This window comes from Gallibacterium anatis DSM 16844 = F 149 (assembly GCF_000379785.1).
In the GTDB taxonomy this organism is placed as follows: domain Bacteria; phylum Pseudomonadota; class Gammaproteobacteria; order Enterobacterales; family Pasteurellaceae; genus Gallibacterium; species Gallibacterium anatis.
Genome location: NZ_KB903675.1, coordinates 33,890 through 50,684, shown reverse-complemented (window position 1 = coordinate 50,684; position 16,795 = coordinate 33,890). Strand labels below are relative to the sequence as shown.

Here is a 16,795-nt window from a genome sequence, read left to right as displayed (position 1 = left end):
CGGTTATTCTTCATTAGATGAAGCCAAGGAAGATATTAAACAGTATGTGTTTTACTATAACAGGGTGAGACCGCATAGCTATAATCAAGGATTACCGCCAATTTTAGCGAAAAAACCTATTAGGGACTGCTGATTTAGTGGATCACTACAAACCCTACGGGTTGAACGTTGCTTTAGCAACGGCACGAAGTGCAAGGCGCAGCCGCAGTAAAATGGGGTCGCCCTTTGGGCGAAACCAAAGTATCAATGCAAGGCGTAGCCACAGCAAAAACTTCAACAAAACTCTTGCCCAAGCAAAAAATATATGTATAATACGCCACGTATTTCGGACGCGGGGTGGAGCAGCTTGGTAGCTCGTCGGGCTCATAACCCGAAGGTCGTTGGTTCAAATCCGGCCCCCGCAACCAATTTTAACAGTTTAAAATTGGTTTAGTTTTAAGAGTGATAAGCCCCGTTAGGGGTTTTTTTGTGGAATAAATTTAAGTAGATAAATTTATTTGTTCAGTTTGGTTAACACGAAGAAACGGGGCTGTAAGCCCTTTTTTTGTACCTTAATTTTGACAATTAACAAGGAGATTATCTTTGGCAACGCTAGAGCAAAAATTACAAGATTTATTACAACCTACTGTTGAGGATATGGGGTTTGAACTGCTCGGGATCGAATGTACCCGTGCCGGCCGTTATTCAACAGTCCGTTTATATATAGATAAAGAAAATGGCGTAACTATTGATGATTGTAGTGATGTGAGTCGTGAAGTCGGCGCAATTTTGGATGTTGAAGATCCGATTAGCGATAAATATAACCTTGAAGTGTCATCACCAGGCTTGGATCGCCCTTTATTTACTTTAGCGCATTATCAACGTTTTGTTGGTGAAGAGGTTGTAATTCATTTACGTATCGCAATGTCAGGTCGCCGAAAATGGCAAGGTGATTTAGTTAAAGTTGATGGCGATATGATTACTTTAAACGTAGAGGGACAGGAACAGGTATTTGCTTTTAGTAACATTCAAAAAGCTAATATTGTGCCGAAAATTTCCTTCTAAATTAGAATTTAAGAGATGATAGAGAGACAAAGATGAGTAAAGAAATTTTATTAGCGGCTGAAGCCGTATCAAACGAAAAGTTATTACCTCGAGAGAAAATTTTTGAAGCGTTGGAAAGTGCCCTCGCTATTTCAACCAAGAAAAAATATGAACAAGATATTGATGTACGTGTTTCAATTGATCAAAAAAACGGTGATTTTGTTACTTTTCGTCGTTGGTTAGTGGTAGAACATGTGACCCACCCAACCAAAGAAATTACGTTAGAAGCGGCACAAATAGAAGAACCGGAAATTCAATTAGGTGAATATATTGAAGATGAAATTGAATCTATTCCTTTTGATCGTATTACAATGCAAACTGTGCGTCAGGTTATCAGTGCTAAAATTCGCGATGCTGAACGTAATAAAGTGGTTGAACAATTCAAAGAACGTGAAGGTGAAATCATCACTGGTATTGTAAAAAAAGTAAATCGTGAAAATGTTATCCTTGATCTAGGAAACCAAGCTGAAGCAATTATTCTGCGTGAAGATTTGTTACCACGTGAAAATTTCCGTGCAGGAGATCGTGTGCGTGGTGTGTTATATAAAGTCAATGCTGATACGAAAGGGCCTCAACTTTTCGTAACCCGTTCTAAACCGGAAATGTTGATTGAGTTATTCAAAATTGAAGTACCAGAAATTGGTGAGGGCGTGATTGAAATTAAAGCGGCAACGCGTGATGCTGGTGTGCGAGCCAAAATTGCAGTGAAGAGCCACGATAAGCGAATTGATCCAGTTGGTGCTTGTGTTGGTATGCGTGGTGCGCGCGTTCAAGCTATTACCAATGAACTGGATGGCGAACGTGTGGATATCGTGCTTTGGGATGACAATCCGGCACAATTTGTGATTAATGCGATGGCTCCGGCAGATGTAGTTTCCATTGTGGTGGATGAAGACAAAAAATCAATGGATATTGCAGTTGAAGCCGCTAATTTGGCACAAGCTATTGGGCGTAATGGGCAGAATGTGAATTTAGCTTCTCGTCTTACTGGTTGGAAATTAAATGTAATGAGCAGTGATGATTTAGAAAACCAACATCAGGCTGAGAATCAAAAAACAATGAACTTATTTATGGAAGCGCTTGATATTGATGAAGATTTTGCCAATCTTCTGACTGAAGAAGGTTTCAGAAATTTGGAAGAGATTGCGTATGTACCGATTGATGAGTTGCTAGAAATTGACGGTTTTGATGAAGATCTTGCCGAAGAGTTACGCAATAGAGCGAAAGAAGCATTGACAAAAATTGCATTGGCAGAAGAAGAAGCATTGGCAAATATTGATGTGGAAGAGGCTTTACTGAAATTGGATGGAATGAACCGTCATTTGGCTGTGAAGTTGGCTGAAAAGAAAATTACCACATTGGAAGAACTTGCCGAACAGGGAGTTGATGATTTAGCGGATATCGAAGGATTATCGGCAGAACAGGCGGCTCAATTGATTATGGCAGCACGTAATATTTGCTGGTTCGGAAATGAAGAATAATAAGGTGGCGTACAGATGAGTGATAAAAAAACTGATACCCAATTAACAGAGAAAAAGCCAACCAAGTTGAAATTAAAACGTTCAACACACAGCACCTTAACAGTGCAACAAAATGGTAGTGGCAAAAGCAAAGAAGTAAAAATTGAGACACGTAAAACACGTGTGATCGATACTCACGCTAAAGAAGAAGCGGAAGCTAAAGCGAAAAAAGAAGCGGAAGCCAAAGCACAAAAAGAGGCGGAAGCTAAAGCACAAAAAGAGGCAGAAGCCAAAGCGAAAAAAGAGGCGGAAGCCAAAGCGCAAAAAGAGGCAGAAGCCAAAGTGAAAAAAGAAGCGGAAGCCAAAGCGCAAAAAGAGGCGCAAGAGCAGGCGAAAAAAGAAGCTGAACAGGTGAAAGTGGCAGATGCTACAAAAGCTGAGACAACCAAGAAAACCGCTGTAAAAGACGAAAATAAACAGAAACGCAAAGCGGAAGAAGAGGAATTTCGTCGTAGAGCAGAAGAAGCCGCACGCCAAAAAGCGGAAGAGCAAGCTCGCAAAGCGGCAGAAGATGCCAAACGCTATGCTGATTTTGAAGATGACAATTTTAGCGATGATGATGTGGATGACTATTCCGATTATCACTTAACCTCTTCTTATGCTCGTGAGGCTGAAAATGAAGAAGAGCGCCGCAATGAAAATCGTGGTCGTGGTAAGAAAGTAGCGAAAGCGAAGAAAAACAATCGTGACGAGGAGTCTTCTAAAAACGAACGTGAAGCGAACCGTCGTAATAATCAGCAACAAAATGCGAAAGGTAAGAAATCTAATCGTAAGAGTGCATTGCAACAAGGTTTTACTAAACCGGCACAACCTGTTACTCGTGATGTCGTGATTGGTGAAACCATTACTGTCGGTGAATTAGCGAATAAAATGGCAGTGAAGGCGACCGAAGTAATCAAAACGATGATGAAAATGGGGGCAATGGCAACCATTAACCAAGTTATCGACCAAGAAACAGCACAATTAGTTGCTGAAGAAATGGGACATAAAGTGGTGTTACGCCGTGAAAACGAATTGGAAGAAGCGATATTAAGTGATCGTGATATGAATGCGGAAGTAGAACCACGTGCGCCAGTAGTAACCATAATGGGACACGTTGACCACGGTAAAACTTCATTGCTTGACTATATTCGTAAAGCGAAAGTGGCTGCAGGCGAGGCAGGAGGAATTACCCAACATATCGGTGCTTATCACGTGCATACACCAAACGGAGATATTACCTTCTTAGATACTCCAGGACACGCTGCATTTACTTCTATGCGAGCTCGTGGTGCGCAAGCTACTGATATTGTTGTGTTAGTTGTAGCAGCGGATGATGGTGTAATGCCACAAACTATTGAAGCAATTCAACACGCTAAAGCGGCAAATGTGCCATTAGTAGTGGCAGTAAACAAAATTGATAAGCCTGAAGCTGATCCAGATCGAGTGAAAACTGAACTTTCACAATATGGTGTTATTTCAGAAGATTGGGGTGGCGATACTCAATTTGTTAATGTTTCGGCAAAGAAAGGCATTGGAATTGATGAGCTATTAGATGCTATTTTGTTACAAGCTGAAGTGCTTGAGTTGAAAGCGGTCAAAGATGGTATGGCAACAGGAGTTGTTATTGAGTCTTACCTTGATAAAGGTCGAGGTCCAGTGGCAACAGTATTGGTGCAATCTGGCACATTAAACCGTGGCGATACTGTACTGTGCGGATTAGAGTACGGTCGTGTGCGTGCAATGCGTAATGAAATCGGTAAAGAAGTAAAAAGTGCCGGTCCATCTATTCCGGTAGAGATTTTAGGGCTTTCCGGCGTGCCTTCAGCTGGGGATGAAATGACGGTTGTTCGTGATGAGAAAAAAGCTCGTGAAGTCGCATTATATCGTCAAGGTAAATTCCGTGAAGTGAAATTGGCTCGTCAACAAAAAGCGAAACTTGAAAATATGTTCAGCAGTATGACTGAGGGCGATGTTTCAGAATTGAATATTATCGTTAAAGCGGACGTTCAAGGTTCGGTAGAGGCTATCTGTCAAGCATTGTTAGAGCTTTCAACTGATGAAGTAAAAGTAAAAATTGTTGGTTCAGGTGTCGGTGGAATTACCGAAACCGATGCCACTTTGGCAGCTGCTTCCAATGCGATTATTGTTGGTTTCAACGTGCGTGCCGATGCTTCTGCGCGTAAAGTGGTCGAAGCGGAAAATCTCGATCTTCGTTATTACTCCGTTATTTATGACTTGATCAACGAAATCAAAGCGGCGTTAAGCGGTATGCTTCAACCTGAATTTAAACAGGAAATTATCGGTCTTGCCGAAGTGCGTGATGTGTTCCGTTCACCGAAATTCGGTGCGATTGCCGGTTGTATGGTGATTGAAGGGGTGGTTAAACGTCATAATCCAATCCGCGTATTGCGTGATAATGTGGTGATTTATGAGGGTGAACTTGAATCATTGCGCCGTTTCAAAGATGACGTAACCGAAGTACGTAACGGTATGGAATGCGGTATCGGTGTGAAGAACTATAATGATGTTCGTGTCGGCGACCAAATCGAAGTGTTTGAAACCGTTGAAGTAAAACGTTCAATCGAATAATCACAAGCCTATTTAACTTAAATTGAATGTCGGCGTAACAGCCGGCATTGGCGTTGAATTAGCGTTGAAGAGCAAAATCCGCTATTTGCTGCGGAAACAAATGTTTAAGGTGGTAATCATTGCCACCTTTTTATTAAGGATGCAACTATGGCAAGAGAATTCAGCCGTGCACAACGTGTTGCACAGGAAATCAAAAAAGAGATTGCAGTAATTTTGCAACGTGAGGTTAAAGATCCACGAATCGGGATGGTAACGGTTTCCGATGTGGAAGTGTCAAGAGATTTAGCCTATGCCAAAATCTTTGTGACTTTTCTTTTTGATGAAGATGAACAACAAATTGAACAGGGAATGTTGGGATTGCACAAAGCTTCACCTTATATCCGTTCTCTATTGGGCAAAGCGATGCGTTTACGCATTGTGCCGGAATTGCGTTTTGTTTACGACAATTCATTGGTTGAAGGGATGAGAATGTCCAATTTAGTCACAAAAGTGATCAACCAAGATAAAGCAAAACATCACGACGATCAGGAGTAACGGTGGCAAAGAAAAAAGGACGAGATTTACACGGCATTATTTTATTGGATAAACCGCAAGGTGGCAGTTCCAACGGTGTGATGCAACAGGTCAAACGTTATTTTCAAGCGAATAAAGCCGGTCATACCGGCGCACTTGATCCATTGGCAACAGGAATGTTGCCGATTTGTTTTGGTGAAGCGACCAAATTTTCACAGCACTTATTGGATGCGGATAAATGCTATCTGGTCACGGCGAAACTGGGTGAACGCACCGACACTTCCGATGCGGAAGGGGAAGTGATTGCAGTTAAATCCGTGAATGTCGACTTGGCGCAAATCAAAGCGGCATTGCCACATTTCACCGGTGATTTGCAGCAAGTGCCGACAATGTTTTCTGCGTTAAAACATCAAGGCAAACCGCTTTATGAATATGCGCGTGCCGGCATTACCGTTGAGCGGGAAGCACGCCTGATCACCATTTTCTCGCTTGAATTTATCGAATATCAAGCACCTTATCTCACCTTGTCGGTGCATTGCTCGAAAGGCACTTATATCCGCACCTTGATTGATGATTTAGGGGAATATCTGGGTTGCGGGGCGCACGTTACTATGTTGCGCCGCACCAAAGTGGCGAATTACCCTTATTCCGCAACGGTGACAATGGAACAGTTGGCGCAACTGGCACAACAGCAGGATTTTGCCGCACTGGATGCGTTGTTATTGCCGATGGATACGGCGATTGCTGATCTGCCGCAATTAATGTTGTCGCTTGAACAGGCACAAAAATTGATCTTCGGGCAACGGATTAAATTAGAACAACCTCCGGCAGCGGCGTTATATCGAATTTATGATGAAAATAGCCGTTTTCTTGGTGTGGCGGAAGTGATAAATTCGGTGCTGCATCCGCGTAGATTAGTGAATCAAACCGTGTTGGATACTAAATAATTTGAGGTAGAAAACACAAAATTTAGACAAAAATTTGAATCTTTTATTGGCTAAAAAAACATCATTTGGAGTATAAATGGTGTTTTTTTATGCAGAAAAGGCAATAAATTGACTGTTTTTTAAACTAAAATGGAAATAAAGATTGATCCCCTTCACAAGTTGGCGTAGCATTTCAACTCGAAATGAGGTCTTTTAGACTTATGTTTCACTAAAAAGTTCAATGTAACTTAAAAAATTTTTATAGAGGTATTCATTATGAAAAAAACATTAGTCGCACTTGCCGTAGCAGCAGTGGCAGCAACTTCAGCAAACGCAGCTGTAGTTTATAATCAAGACGGTACTAAAGTTGAAGTTGGCGGACAATTCCGTGTACTTTTAACTAAAAATTCAGGTGAACGTGCAGACCTTAAAAACCCAGGTTCACGCATTGACATCAAAGCATCTCAAGATTTAGGTAATGGCTTCAGTGCATTAGCAGCAACTCAATTACGTTTCTCTGCAAGAGATGCAGCTGGTGATGAAAAACAAGATTTTAATGATATCGAAGCTTACGATGTTTATGCCGGATTTGCTTATGATCAAGCTGGTACATTAACTTTCGGTAAACAAGCAAGTAACCAAGATGACCTTGGTATTTCTGACTATACCTATGATTTAGGTGATGTTAAACAAACTCACAACCACGATGCAAAATCAGTTAAATTCCGCAGCGTAGAATGGAACGGTTTAAGCTTCGGTGCTGACTATTTCTTCGGTGATGCTAAAAAAGATTCTGCCACAGAACAAAATGATAAAGGTTGGGGTGCAGCATTATTCTATACTGCTGAAATTGCCAACGATACTACTTTAACTGTTAACGGTGGTTACACTAAAGTTAAAAAATTTGCTAGAGATCAACACCCAGTTAATAATAATCATGATTACAATGAAAGCGCTTATGTTGTTGGTGCTGAATTAGCAACTGGTCCATTTGCGTTAGCAGTTGACTGGTCTGAAAAACACTCTACTAACAATACAGATAAATTAGATTTTGGTGTTGGTACACTTAAAAGTAACTTCCACAAAGTTGAAGCATTGGAAGTGGGTGCTAAATATAACTACTTAGAAAATGCTAAAGTTTATGGTGAATACCAATACCAAAAAGCAACTCCAAACAGTGGTGATGATAAAGTAACTATGAACGGCTTTATTCTTGGTACTGACTACTGGTTCACTAAACAAGTTGTAACTTACTTAGAAGCTGGTACATTTGAATATAAAAACCAAGATAACGACAAAGATAGAGATAACAAAATCGGTGTAGGTTTCCGTGTTTATTTCTAATTTAATTTGTTAGTTGTGAAAACCCCGGTCAGTTGATCGGGGTTTTTGTTTTTTGTCTGATTATTTCTAATGAGAAAAAAAGGGAATGAGAGCTAAGAAAATAGCGTATTTGTCAATTCTCATTACTGTAGATCTTTGAACAGTAAAAAGACTTCTCCTTGCTATGCTCGAAAAATGATAACTTTCTGCCTAAAATCTATTTCTATTCTGGCAAGTTTAAGCTTATTGAAATTTGTGGGAAATTTGATTAGTCAATAATAAAAAACCCCGAGAAAACTCTCGGGGTATAGAGGTATGTTTAACAATTAGAATAAGACACGTAATCCTACACGTAATTTATGGTCTCTTGCTGATTTATCATCAAATTTAGCTTTTGCTGTACCTGCTTCAAAGTAAGTAATAACGTTTTTAGCGAATTTATAATCTGTACCTAAGATAAATTCATTTACTTTTACTTTCTCTTCTACATTAGCAAATTTTCCTTGACGATAAATGTACTCACCGTAAACGGAAGCGTTATCTAAATAATCATATTTAGCACCAACTTCTAGTTGTTGTAGTTTGTTCACAGGTAATGACTTTACTGTACCACTTGAATGAGGTGCAATAATATCTAAAGAATTTACATCATTAGTTGCTTTAGCTTGAGAATAATCCACACCAAGAGCAAATTTTCCGGAAACCACTGCAGCGCCAACAGTGAATGCTTTTTGTTTATACGGTTCTACATAATTCTTCGAATCATTATTACCTCGTTTGGTTTGAGTATATCCAGCTTCAAAATTTAAGGCAGTATCATTAGCCACGTTTACAGTATAGAATGCTGAAACACCGAAACCTGAGTTATCATTGTAGGTATTTCCTCGTGCATCTTCAGTGTTTGGATTACCAAAGTAATAATCTAAACCAAATTGGAAACCAGCAAAATCAGCACTACGGAAACGAATATCTTTGTTCGCTTCTGTTACTGTGGTATTTACCCCACCAAGATCATAGGTATAATCAGAAACACCAACATCATCAAGGTTAGTTAATTGGCGACCGAATGTTAATTGACCAATGCCCTCTTTGGCAAAGCCAGCATAAACACGACGTACTGTAACATTATCTTGATCGCCTTTAAGACCAATTTCTAAATGACCTAATGCACTGTAGCCATCACCTAAATCCTGATTTACTTTTGCGTGAATACGAGATGAACCATATTTAAGATCTGCACGTTCGTATTTATCTTTCGTTAAAAGTAAACGAACTTGTCCGCCAACATCAATTTTAGTACCATCTTGATTATAAACTACGGCTGCGTTTGCGGAAGTGGCTGCTACTGCTGCAACTGCCAATGCGACTAATGTTTTTTTCATAATTGACACCTCTGTGTTAATTGTTACTTTGCTTATCGCTCCGTAACAGTAATAAACAGATGCCCATATTTTTTTAGTTATTTATTTGATGAATCAAGGATCAGCAAATTTTTATGCCCTTTTCGCTAAGTTGTAGGGAATGTATTTTGAAGAGAAAAAAAGGAAATATTCCTAATTAGTTAGAGTATTTATACTAATTTACGCTACAAAAAAGATACATTTTACATTTAATTGTTTAATTATTGTTCGTTTTATATCGTTTTTTCCAGATTTAATAATGAAAAATACATTCCCTACAACTTAGTAGATGTGATTTTTTTTTGCATAGATTTTTCTAAAAAGCAAGATAAAAACAAATTTTTAGAAAAAACAAGTTGATTTTTTAATCAAAAAAATTTTTTTCTTGTGATTTAAATCACATTATTGAAAAAATCTTTAAAAAATCGAAACTTTTTATAAATAGCAATAAATAACCATAAAAATATAAATTTATTCTTTATTTTTCAAATAGATAAAAAATATAATTTCTTATTTTACTATTTTTGAAGTTATTATTATTTTATAATAAAATTTTGGAGATTTTTTCAAGCTATTGATTTTAAATGTTTTTTTAAAAAGTTCCCTAAAAATGAAAAAAATTTGACAGATAATAAACTGGGTGTAGTATCTATACAGAATTTAAATGGTCGATAATCATAGATTATCAAAGCAAACACTGTTACGGAGCGATAAGCAAAGTAACAATCAACACAGAGGTGTCAATTATGAAAAAAACATTAGTCGCACTTGCAGTAGCAGCAGTGGCAGCCACTTCCGCAAACGCAGCCGTGGTTTATAACCAAGACGGAACTAAAGTTGATGTTGGTGGTTCTTTCCGTGTGCTTTTGAGTAAAAATACAGATGAACGTGCTGATCTTAAAAACGTAGGTTCACGTGTAATCATCAAAGGAACACAAGATTTAGGTGATGGCTATAGCGCATTAGCTAACTTAGAAGTTCGTTTTGATGCTAACGATAAAAAATCATTCAGTGATATTGAAGCAAAACGTGTTTATGCCGGCTTTGCAAAAGAGGGCGTAGGTACTTTAACCTTTGGTAAACAATTAACTAACTTGGATGATGTTGCTGTTTCTGACTATACCTATGATTTAGGTGGAGTAAAACAAACTAAAAACTCAGCAAATAAAGTGGCTAAATTCCGTTCTGCTGATTTTGCCGGCTTTAGCTTCGGTTTAGATTACATTTTTGCTGATGATAGCAATAAAAATACTAACGAAGATAATTTAGGACGTGGTTTTGGTGTATCTGCATTCTATACTACCCCGGAATTTGCAGCTGATACCAAATTAAACTTTGAAGCTGGCTTCTCTCAAGTAAAAATTAAAGGTTTAGATGTTACTGGTGATGTGAATGAAAATGCGTTTACTGTAGGTACTGAATTAGTATCTGGACCATTTGCATTAGCAGTTGACTACTCTCAAAGAAAAGCCTCTGATGATTCTAATTCTATTAATAAGAATCTAGAAAATTATAATGCGAAAGATGTCGGTATTGCGAAAGTTAATAAAGTACGTGAACTTGAAGTTGGTGCTAAATATAACTACTTAGATAATGCTTCTATCTATGGTGAATATATTAATGGTAAAGCAACCAAAGCTAATGGTAACACATATGTTAAACGTAATACCTTTATCTTAGGTACTGATTACTGGTTTACTAAATCTGTAGTTGCTTATTTAGAAGGTGGTACAACTAAATTAAAAGATCAAGCAGATAATAAAGCGACAGATAACAAAATTGGCGTAGGTTTCCGTGTCTACTTCTAATCGTTATCGATAAACATACCTCTATAACCCCGAGAATTTTCTCGGGGTTTTTTATGATTAATCAAATCTATTACGCAATAATGTTGCATATACAATCAATACACAATACAATTTGTATATTGATTGTGTATTAGTAGATAATGGAGAGAATTATGCGTACTGCAGCGATTAACTTACGAGCCGAACCCGGTCAGCGTGATTTAATTGATTATGCTGCGTCTTTGCTTGGTAAAACGCGGTCCGATTTTATGCTGGATGCCGCCTGCATCTATGCTCAAAATGTGATTTTAGATAGAACAGTATTCCAATTAAATGATGAAAAATTTAATCGTTTTATTGAGATATTGGAGCAACCTCATTCAACAAATGCCGGTCTAGAAAAGTTAATGAATATTAAATCACCGTGGGAGTAAAAATGTATTCCGCACCTGAATTATTGAAGTCCCATCATCATTTGAGCTTGTTCGATTGCGGTGAAGAGGTGCTAAATTTGTGGCTTAAGCGTAATGCCTTGAAAAATCAGCAAAATCAAGCAAGTAGAACATTTGTGATTTGCAACGAAAATGTTGTTGTCGGTTTTTATGCTTTAGCCGCAGGATCAGTAACGCATCAGTTTGTATCCGGTGCATTAAAACGTAATATGCCCGAACCGATTCCCGTTATTGTGTTAGGCAGACTCGCCATAGACGTGAAATATCAAGGGCAAAAATTAGGTGCTGCTTTGCTTAAAGATGCGGTATTACGAGCAAAAATTGTAGCAGAACAAGTCGGCGTGAAAGCCTTGTTGGTACACGCACTTAACGATAATGCAAGGCGATTTTATTTAAATTATGGGTTTCAACCCTCTCCTATTGATGACAGATTATTAATGTTGAAATTGTGATGAGTTCAAAACATAGACTTTCTGGCAAAAATGAAGAAGGAATCATATTAAAACAGAATTGTTTGATCTATTAATTGACATTTTTCTATCTTGTTAAAGGCGTAAGAAAATGAGTGCGAGATTTAGAGATTTAATGAACAATCTTCCGGCTGAAAAGCAAGCTGAAGTAAAGGAAATGGAAGTATTAAATATTTCTCAACCGTCTTTAAGATGGCTGAAAGCGCAAGGAGTAGAAGTTAAAGATGGCAGTAATCATATTAAACTCTACTTGAACGGTAAGCAATCGGTGTTACCTCGCCATCCAAGCAAAGAGATAGCGAGAGGAACTGAAATAGCCGTTAAAAAGCAATTAGGTCTAAAATAATAGCCCTCATCTAAGAGGGCTATCTTTGAGGAGGTTTATATGTTATACCCAGCGATTTTTGAGAGAGAAGAGAGTGGATTATATTCGGTAACGTTTAGAGATATTCCAGAGGCAATAACCTGCGGTGATAACTATGATGATGCTTTAGTTATGGCAAAAGATGCGTTAGTTACTGCAATGGATTTCTACTTTGAAGACAAACGAAGCGTGCCATTACCTAGTGAGGCGAAAGAAGGGGAGGTATTAATTGAATTGCCACCAAGTGTTGCCACTAAAGTAATGTTATTGAATGAAATGATTAAACAAAATATCTCTAATGTAGAACTGGCGAGACGTATTCACGTAAAACCGCAAGAAATGCAGCGTATTACTGATTTAAATCATAGTACAAAAATAGACACATTAAATAGAGCATTTCAAGCATTAGGCAAAAGACTCGAAATTTCTATTTTATAGTCTGTTCTTATTATAGAAATACGATTTTGAATAAAGGACATTTTAATGTCCATAGCATATCAGCTGATTTATGTTACGGTAATTGCATTTGTTTTACCTTTATTCAAAAGGAGGACTTATGGCTAATTTAAATATTCGTATTGATGATACTATTAAACAGATCGTGAAAAAACGCTTAAATGAACCGGAGAAAATCACTGCAACCACATTGGATGAGCTTTTCTCTAGAGGTTTGAAATAGCTTAACATAGCCCCCTTTCACAGAGGGCTATGATTTTTTAGCGATTATCTCTTGGTCGGGCATCGGACAGTATTGACTGTTTGTCGTTAAAAATTAATCTCTTAAAATTGCTTCAACAATATCTTGTACTTCAGACAAAACATAATTAGGTACAGATTCAACTTTTTGGGCATTTCTGCCTCTAAAATCGATTATTCTGGCTTGGTATGCAACAATAACTCCTTGTGTTTTACAACCGGTTCCACTTAGAGTGATGGCAAAACCGTTATCTCTGGCAAGTGCGGCATTTCCTTGCGTAATAGGTGCGATCATCATAAAGCCTAAATTATGAAACGTTTTATCGCTTAATACTAATGCTGGGCGTCTTTCACCTTGCAACTCTTTGCCAACCACTGGGTTTAAGCAAACTGTGATGATGTCGCCTCTTTTTATTGCAGATTTTGCCATTAAATTTCGCTTCCTGTCGGTTGTAGATCATCCCATTCTTTGATGGTAGGTAACTCTTTAGATGCAGTCATTGCGATGCGTTCGTTTAATGTTAATCTTTTTGTTGTTTTTTTATGAGGCACAACGACTACTCTAAGTGTATTATCATCAATTTGTTCTAATTCTAAAAAATCACCCATATCAAGGTTCATAGAATGAGTAAGCTCTTTTGGTAGGCGAATGGCTTTACTATTTCCCCATTGTTTTATTTGTAATCTCATATTCATCAGATATCTTCCTATGTTCGTTGGTTGATGTATCATTTAGTGATACGTTATTGTGTCATTTTTTAATCTGATGTCAATCATCTGCTGATGTTTATTGGGTTTTTAGCAAATCTGTACCGGTTGAAAATGTGATGAACTAAAAGGCGCGTTTAATCCCAGATAACATAGCCCTCTTTCAGAGGGCTATGATGATGTAGCGAAAGTTAATCTTGAGAAATTAAGTCTAAAAATTGCTGTTCGGTTAAGACTTTTACGCCCAAACTTTCTGCTTTCTGCAATTTTGAACCGGCGTTATCACCGGCAATAACAAAATCGGTTTTGCTGGAAACACTGCCGGCAACTTTACAGCCTAACTGCAATAACAATGCTTTCGCTTGATCGCGCGTCATTTGTGTTAATGTACCGGTCAGCACGACGGTTTTTTCTTTAAGCGGATTGTCGGCAATTTCTGTGGCACTAACATCATCCCAAGTTACGCCCTGTTCAATCAATTTTTCGACAACGTTGCGGTTATGCTCTTCTTGCCAGAACAGAATAATGCGGTTGGCGACAACTTCGCCGATATCTTGCACCTGCTGTAACTGTTCAAATGTGGCGTTTTTAATGTTTTCCAAAGTATGAAAATGGTTAGCCAAATTGCGTGCAGTTGCTTCTCCAACTTCACGGATACCCAACGCAAAAAGGAAACGGGCAAGGGTGGTTTTTTTCGCTTTTTCGATACTGGCAAGCGCTTTTTCTGCTGATTTTGCCCCCATACGCTCTAACCCCATCAAGGTTTCTTTGCTTAAGGTGAAGAGATCGGCAGGCGTATGTAGATATTCACGATCGACCAGCTGTTCGATTAATTTATCACCGACACCGTCAATATCCATTGCTTTGCGTGAAACGAAATGTTTTAAGCCCTCTTTCCGTTGCGCTTCACACACTAAACCGCCGGTACAACGCGCGACCGCTTCACCGTCAATACGCACGATTGCTGAATCACAAACCGGACAGCGAGTCGGGAAAATGATCGGTTTGGCATCCGGCGGCCGGCGATCGTGAACCACGCCGATAATTTGTGGAATGACATCACCGGCACGGCGGATAATCACGGTATCACCGATAGCTATATCCAAACGGGCAATTTCATCACCATTGTGCAATGTCGCATTGCTGACGGTTACGCCGGCAACGTAAACCGGTTCAAGTTTCGCCACCGGTGTGATTGCGCCGGTGCGTCCTACCTGAAATTCAACATCATTGAGAATGGTTAATTCTTCCTGTGCCGGGAATTTATAGGCAATCGCCCAACGTGGTGCACGGGAAATAAAACCGAGCTGTTCCTGCAATGGAATGCTGTTCACTTTTAACACTGTGCCGTCAATGTCATAACCGAGGCTGCTGCGTTTTTCGGCGATGGAACGATAAAAGCCCAACACTTCCGCCGTGCCGTTACAAAGGCGGATCTCTTTATTCACCGGAATGCCGATGCTTTTCAGCCATTGCAGACGATCATAATGGGTGTTCGGTAATTCCACACCTTCGGCAATGCCGATGCCGTAAGCATTCAACATTAACGGACGATGATAAGTAACTTGCGGATCGAGCTGACGCAAGGAACCGGCAGCGGCATTGCGTGGATTGGCAAAGGTTTTTTCGCCGTGTTCCAATGCGTGATTGTTTAAACGTTCAAAACCGTCGTGCGGCATAAAGACTTCACCGCGCACCTCTAAACGTGCCGGCGGTGTAGCCGTGCGTAATTGTAGCGGAATATTGCGAATAGTACGGATGTTGGCGGTAATATCTTCACCGGTAACACCGTCGCCACGTGTTGCCGCTTGTGTTAATTTGCCGTTGACATAAAGAATGCTGACTGCCAAGCCGTCTAATTTTGGTTCACAGCAGAATGTGAACGGATCAGGCAAGACACCAAGTCGATCTTCAATACGGCGAATAAAGGCGAAGAACTCTTCATCCGAGAAAGCGTTATCAAGCGATAACATCGGCAATTCGTGGCGAATTTGTTGAAAGCCGTTCGCCGGTTTTGCCCCGACCCGTTGGGTCGGTGAGTCGTCTGTGATCAGTTCCGGATGTTCCGCTTCCAGACGTTTTAATTGGTTCATCATTCGATCATATTCCGCATCCGGAATCACCGGATTGTCGAGAACGTGATATTGATATTCGTGGTAACGAAGATCAATTCTTAATTGTTCAATGTGTTGTTGAAGATCGTCCATAATGTGCATTAATGTAAAATTTGAAATAAAAAAGTTAATCGGTAATAACCGATTAACTGTAATGATTTAAGTGTGAGTGATTAATTAACGGGCTTTTTTCTCTGCCGGTTTTTCTGCTTCCGGATCTTGTTTATAGATAGGAACACAACTGCGGCAAGCACCTTGATCAATGCCAAGTTCACGGCAGAAATCATCATATTTTTTCAGCCATTGTTTAAAAATACTCGGTTTTGTTTTTTCACGTTGCGGCATTGTGTTCCTCCTTATTCAGCGTTAATCGCGGAAGTTGTTGAATTGGAAAGGTTGCCCCAATTCAGCAGATTTGACCAATTGAATTACACTTTGTAAATCATCACGGGATTTTCCGGTAACCCGAATTTTATCACCTTGAATTTGGGTTTGAACTTTTAATTTGGAATCTTTGATCATTTTGCTGATTTTCTTCGCAAGATCGGTTTCAATTCCCTGTTTAACTTTAATCTCTTTGGAGTAGGTTTTGCCGCTATGCTCATAATTTTCCGGAATTTCCAATGCACTCGGCTCAATATTCCGTTTTTGCATCGCATTACGCAAAATATCAATTAATTGTTCTACTTGGAAATCGGATTCGGTGGCAACCTTGATGGTTTCATTTTTTTCATTTAATTCAATCGAAGCACTGACATTGCGGAAATCCCAGCGATTGCTTAAATCACGATTGGCATTATCCACCGCATTTTTAACTTCGTGCATAGTAATTTCTGAAACAATATCAAAAGAAGGCATCTTATTTCCT

The 16,795-nt window shown here is 39.1% G+C and carries 19 protein-coding genes and 1 tRNA gene; 14 read left to right on the top strand and 6 right to left on the bottom strand.

The annotated features are described in order from the left end of the window. The 8 genes from A3EO_RS13035 to A3EO_RS0101965 form a co-directional block, all read left to right on the top strand. A partial coding sequence (locus tag A3EO_RS13035; RefSeq protein ID WP_018345776.1) for an integrase core domain-containing protein occupies positions 1–133 on the top strand: 133 nt, incomplete at its 5' end. Between the two features lie 197 nt (positions 134–330). Further along, positions 331–407, top strand: a tRNA-Met gene (locus A3EO_RS0101995). Positions 408–582: 175 nt separating this feature from the next. Continuing rightward, complete coding sequence (gene rimP, locus A3EO_RS0101990; protein ID WP_018345775.1) at positions 583–1,044, top strand: ribosome maturation factor RimP; 462 nt, start codon at positions 583–585, stop codon at positions 1,042–1,044. A gap of 32 nt (positions 1,045–1,076) precedes the next feature. After that, positions 1,077–2,564 (top strand): transcription termination factor NusA, encoded by a 1,488-nt coding sequence (gene nusA / locus A3EO_RS0101985; protein ID WP_018345774.1) that lies wholly within the window; start codon positions 1,077–1,079, stop codon positions 2,562–2,564. A 15-nt stretch (positions 2,565–2,579) separates the two neighbouring features. Further along, positions 2,580–5,174, top strand: coding sequence for a translation initiation factor IF-2 (gene infB, locus A3EO_RS0101980; protein WP_018345773.1), 2,595 nt, complete (start codon positions 2,580–2,582; stop codon positions 5,172–5,174). A 147-nt stretch (positions 5,175–5,321) separates the two neighbouring features. Continuing rightward, a complete protein-coding gene (rbfA, locus tag A3EO_RS0101975) occupies positions 5,322–5,708 on the top strand; it encodes a 30S ribosome-binding factor RbfA (protein WP_013746933.1) in 387 nt (128 codons plus the stop codon). Positions 5,709–5,710: 2 nt separating this feature from the next. Then, positions 5,711–6,634, top strand: a complete 924-nt coding sequence (gene truB, locus A3EO_RS0101970) for a tRNA pseudouridine(55) synthase TruB (RefSeq protein ID WP_018345772.1) — start codon at positions 5,711–5,713, stop codon at positions 6,632–6,634. Positions 6,635–6,889: 255 nt separating this feature from the next. Further along, complete coding sequence (locus tag A3EO_RS0101965) at positions 6,890–7,957, top strand: porin (protein ID WP_018345771.1); 1,068 nt, start codon at positions 6,890–6,892, stop codon at positions 7,955–7,957. Positions 7,958–8,262: 305 nt separating this feature from the next. Here A3EO_RS0101965 and A3EO_RS0101960 read toward each other — a convergent pair whose 3' ends face one another. After that, positions 8,263–9,318, bottom strand: a complete 1,056-nt coding sequence (locus tag A3EO_RS0101960) for a porin (protein WP_018345770.1) — start codon at positions 9,316–9,318, stop codon at positions 8,263–8,265. A gap of 764 nt (positions 9,319–10,082) precedes the next feature. Between A3EO_RS0101960 and A3EO_RS0101955 the strand changes: the two genes are divergently transcribed. The 6 genes from A3EO_RS0101955 to A3EO_RS13775 all read left to right on the top strand — a co-directional run bounded on the left by A3EO_RS0101955 (position 10,083) and on the right by A3EO_RS13775 (position 13,088). Further along, positions 10,083–11,144, top strand: a complete 1,062-nt coding sequence (locus tag A3EO_RS0101955; RefSeq protein ID WP_018345769.1) for a porin — start codon at positions 10,083–10,085, stop codon at positions 11,142–11,144. A gap of 152 nt (positions 11,145–11,296) precedes the next feature. After that, a complete protein-coding gene (locus A3EO_RS0101950; protein ID WP_018345768.1) occupies positions 11,297–11,557 on the top strand; it encodes a type II toxin-antitoxin system TacA family antitoxin in 261 nt (86 codons plus the stop codon). 2 nt (positions 11,558–11,559) lie between these two features. Next, complete coding sequence (locus A3EO_RS0101945) at positions 11,560–12,027, top strand: GNAT family N-acetyltransferase (protein WP_018345767.1); 468 nt, start codon at positions 11,560–11,562, stop codon at positions 12,025–12,027. A gap of 109 nt (positions 12,028–12,136) precedes the next feature. Next, the gene (locus tag A3EO_RS0101940) at positions 12,137–12,391 is read left to right on the top strand and encodes a type II toxin-antitoxin system HicA family toxin (protein ID WP_018345766.1); all 255 of its coding nucleotides are present in this window, start codon (positions 12,137–12,139) and stop codon (positions 12,389–12,391) included. 39 nt (positions 12,392–12,430) lie between these two features. Then, on the top strand, positions 12,431–12,847 hold the full coding sequence (locus tag A3EO_RS0101935) for a type II toxin-antitoxin system HicB family antitoxin (protein WP_018345765.1): 417 nt from the start codon (positions 12,431–12,433) through the stop codon (positions 12,845–12,847). 118 nt (positions 12,848–12,965) lie between these two features. Continuing rightward, the gene (locus tag A3EO_RS13775) at positions 12,966–13,088 is read left to right on the top strand and encodes a hypothetical protein (protein ID WP_256940400.1); all 123 of its coding nucleotides are present in this window, start codon (positions 12,966–12,968) and stop codon (positions 13,086–13,088) included. 93 nt (positions 13,089–13,181) lie between these two features. Here A3EO_RS13775 and A3EO_RS0101925 read toward each other — a convergent pair whose 3' ends face one another. From A3EO_RS0101925 to A3EO_RS0101905, 5 genes are all read right to left on the bottom strand, one after another. Next, positions 13,182–13,535, bottom strand: coding sequence for a type II toxin-antitoxin system PemK/MazF family toxin (locus A3EO_RS0101925; protein WP_018345763.1), 354 nt, complete (start codon positions 13,533–13,535; stop codon positions 13,182–13,184). Beyond that, positions 13,535–13,801 (bottom strand): AbrB/MazE/SpoVT family DNA-binding domain-containing protein, encoded by a 267-nt coding sequence (locus A3EO_RS0101920; RefSeq protein ID WP_018345762.1) that lies wholly within the window; start codon positions 13,799–13,801, stop codon positions 13,535–13,537. The genes A3EO_RS0101925 and A3EO_RS0101920 overlap by 1 nt, the downstream gene beginning before the upstream one ends. Positions 13,802–14,004: 203 nt before the next feature. After that, positions 14,005–16,020: an NAD-dependent DNA ligase LigA gene (gene ligA / locus A3EO_RS0101915; RefSeq protein ID WP_018345761.1), complete on the bottom strand. Its 2,016-nt coding sequence runs from the start codon at positions 16,018–16,020 to the stop codon at positions 14,005–14,007. A gap of 84 nt (positions 16,021–16,104) precedes the next feature. After that, a complete protein-coding gene (locus A3EO_RS13455) occupies positions 16,105–16,272 on the bottom strand; it encodes a DUF5363 family protein (protein ID WP_018345760.1) in 168 nt (55 codons plus the stop codon). A 21-nt stretch (positions 16,273–16,293) separates the two neighbouring features. Beyond that, a complete protein-coding gene (locus tag A3EO_RS0101905) occupies positions 16,294–16,785 on the bottom strand; it encodes a YajQ family cyclic di-GMP-binding protein (RefSeq protein ID WP_018345759.1) in 492 nt (163 codons plus the stop codon). Between the last annotated feature and the right edge of the window lie 10 nt (positions 16,786–16,795).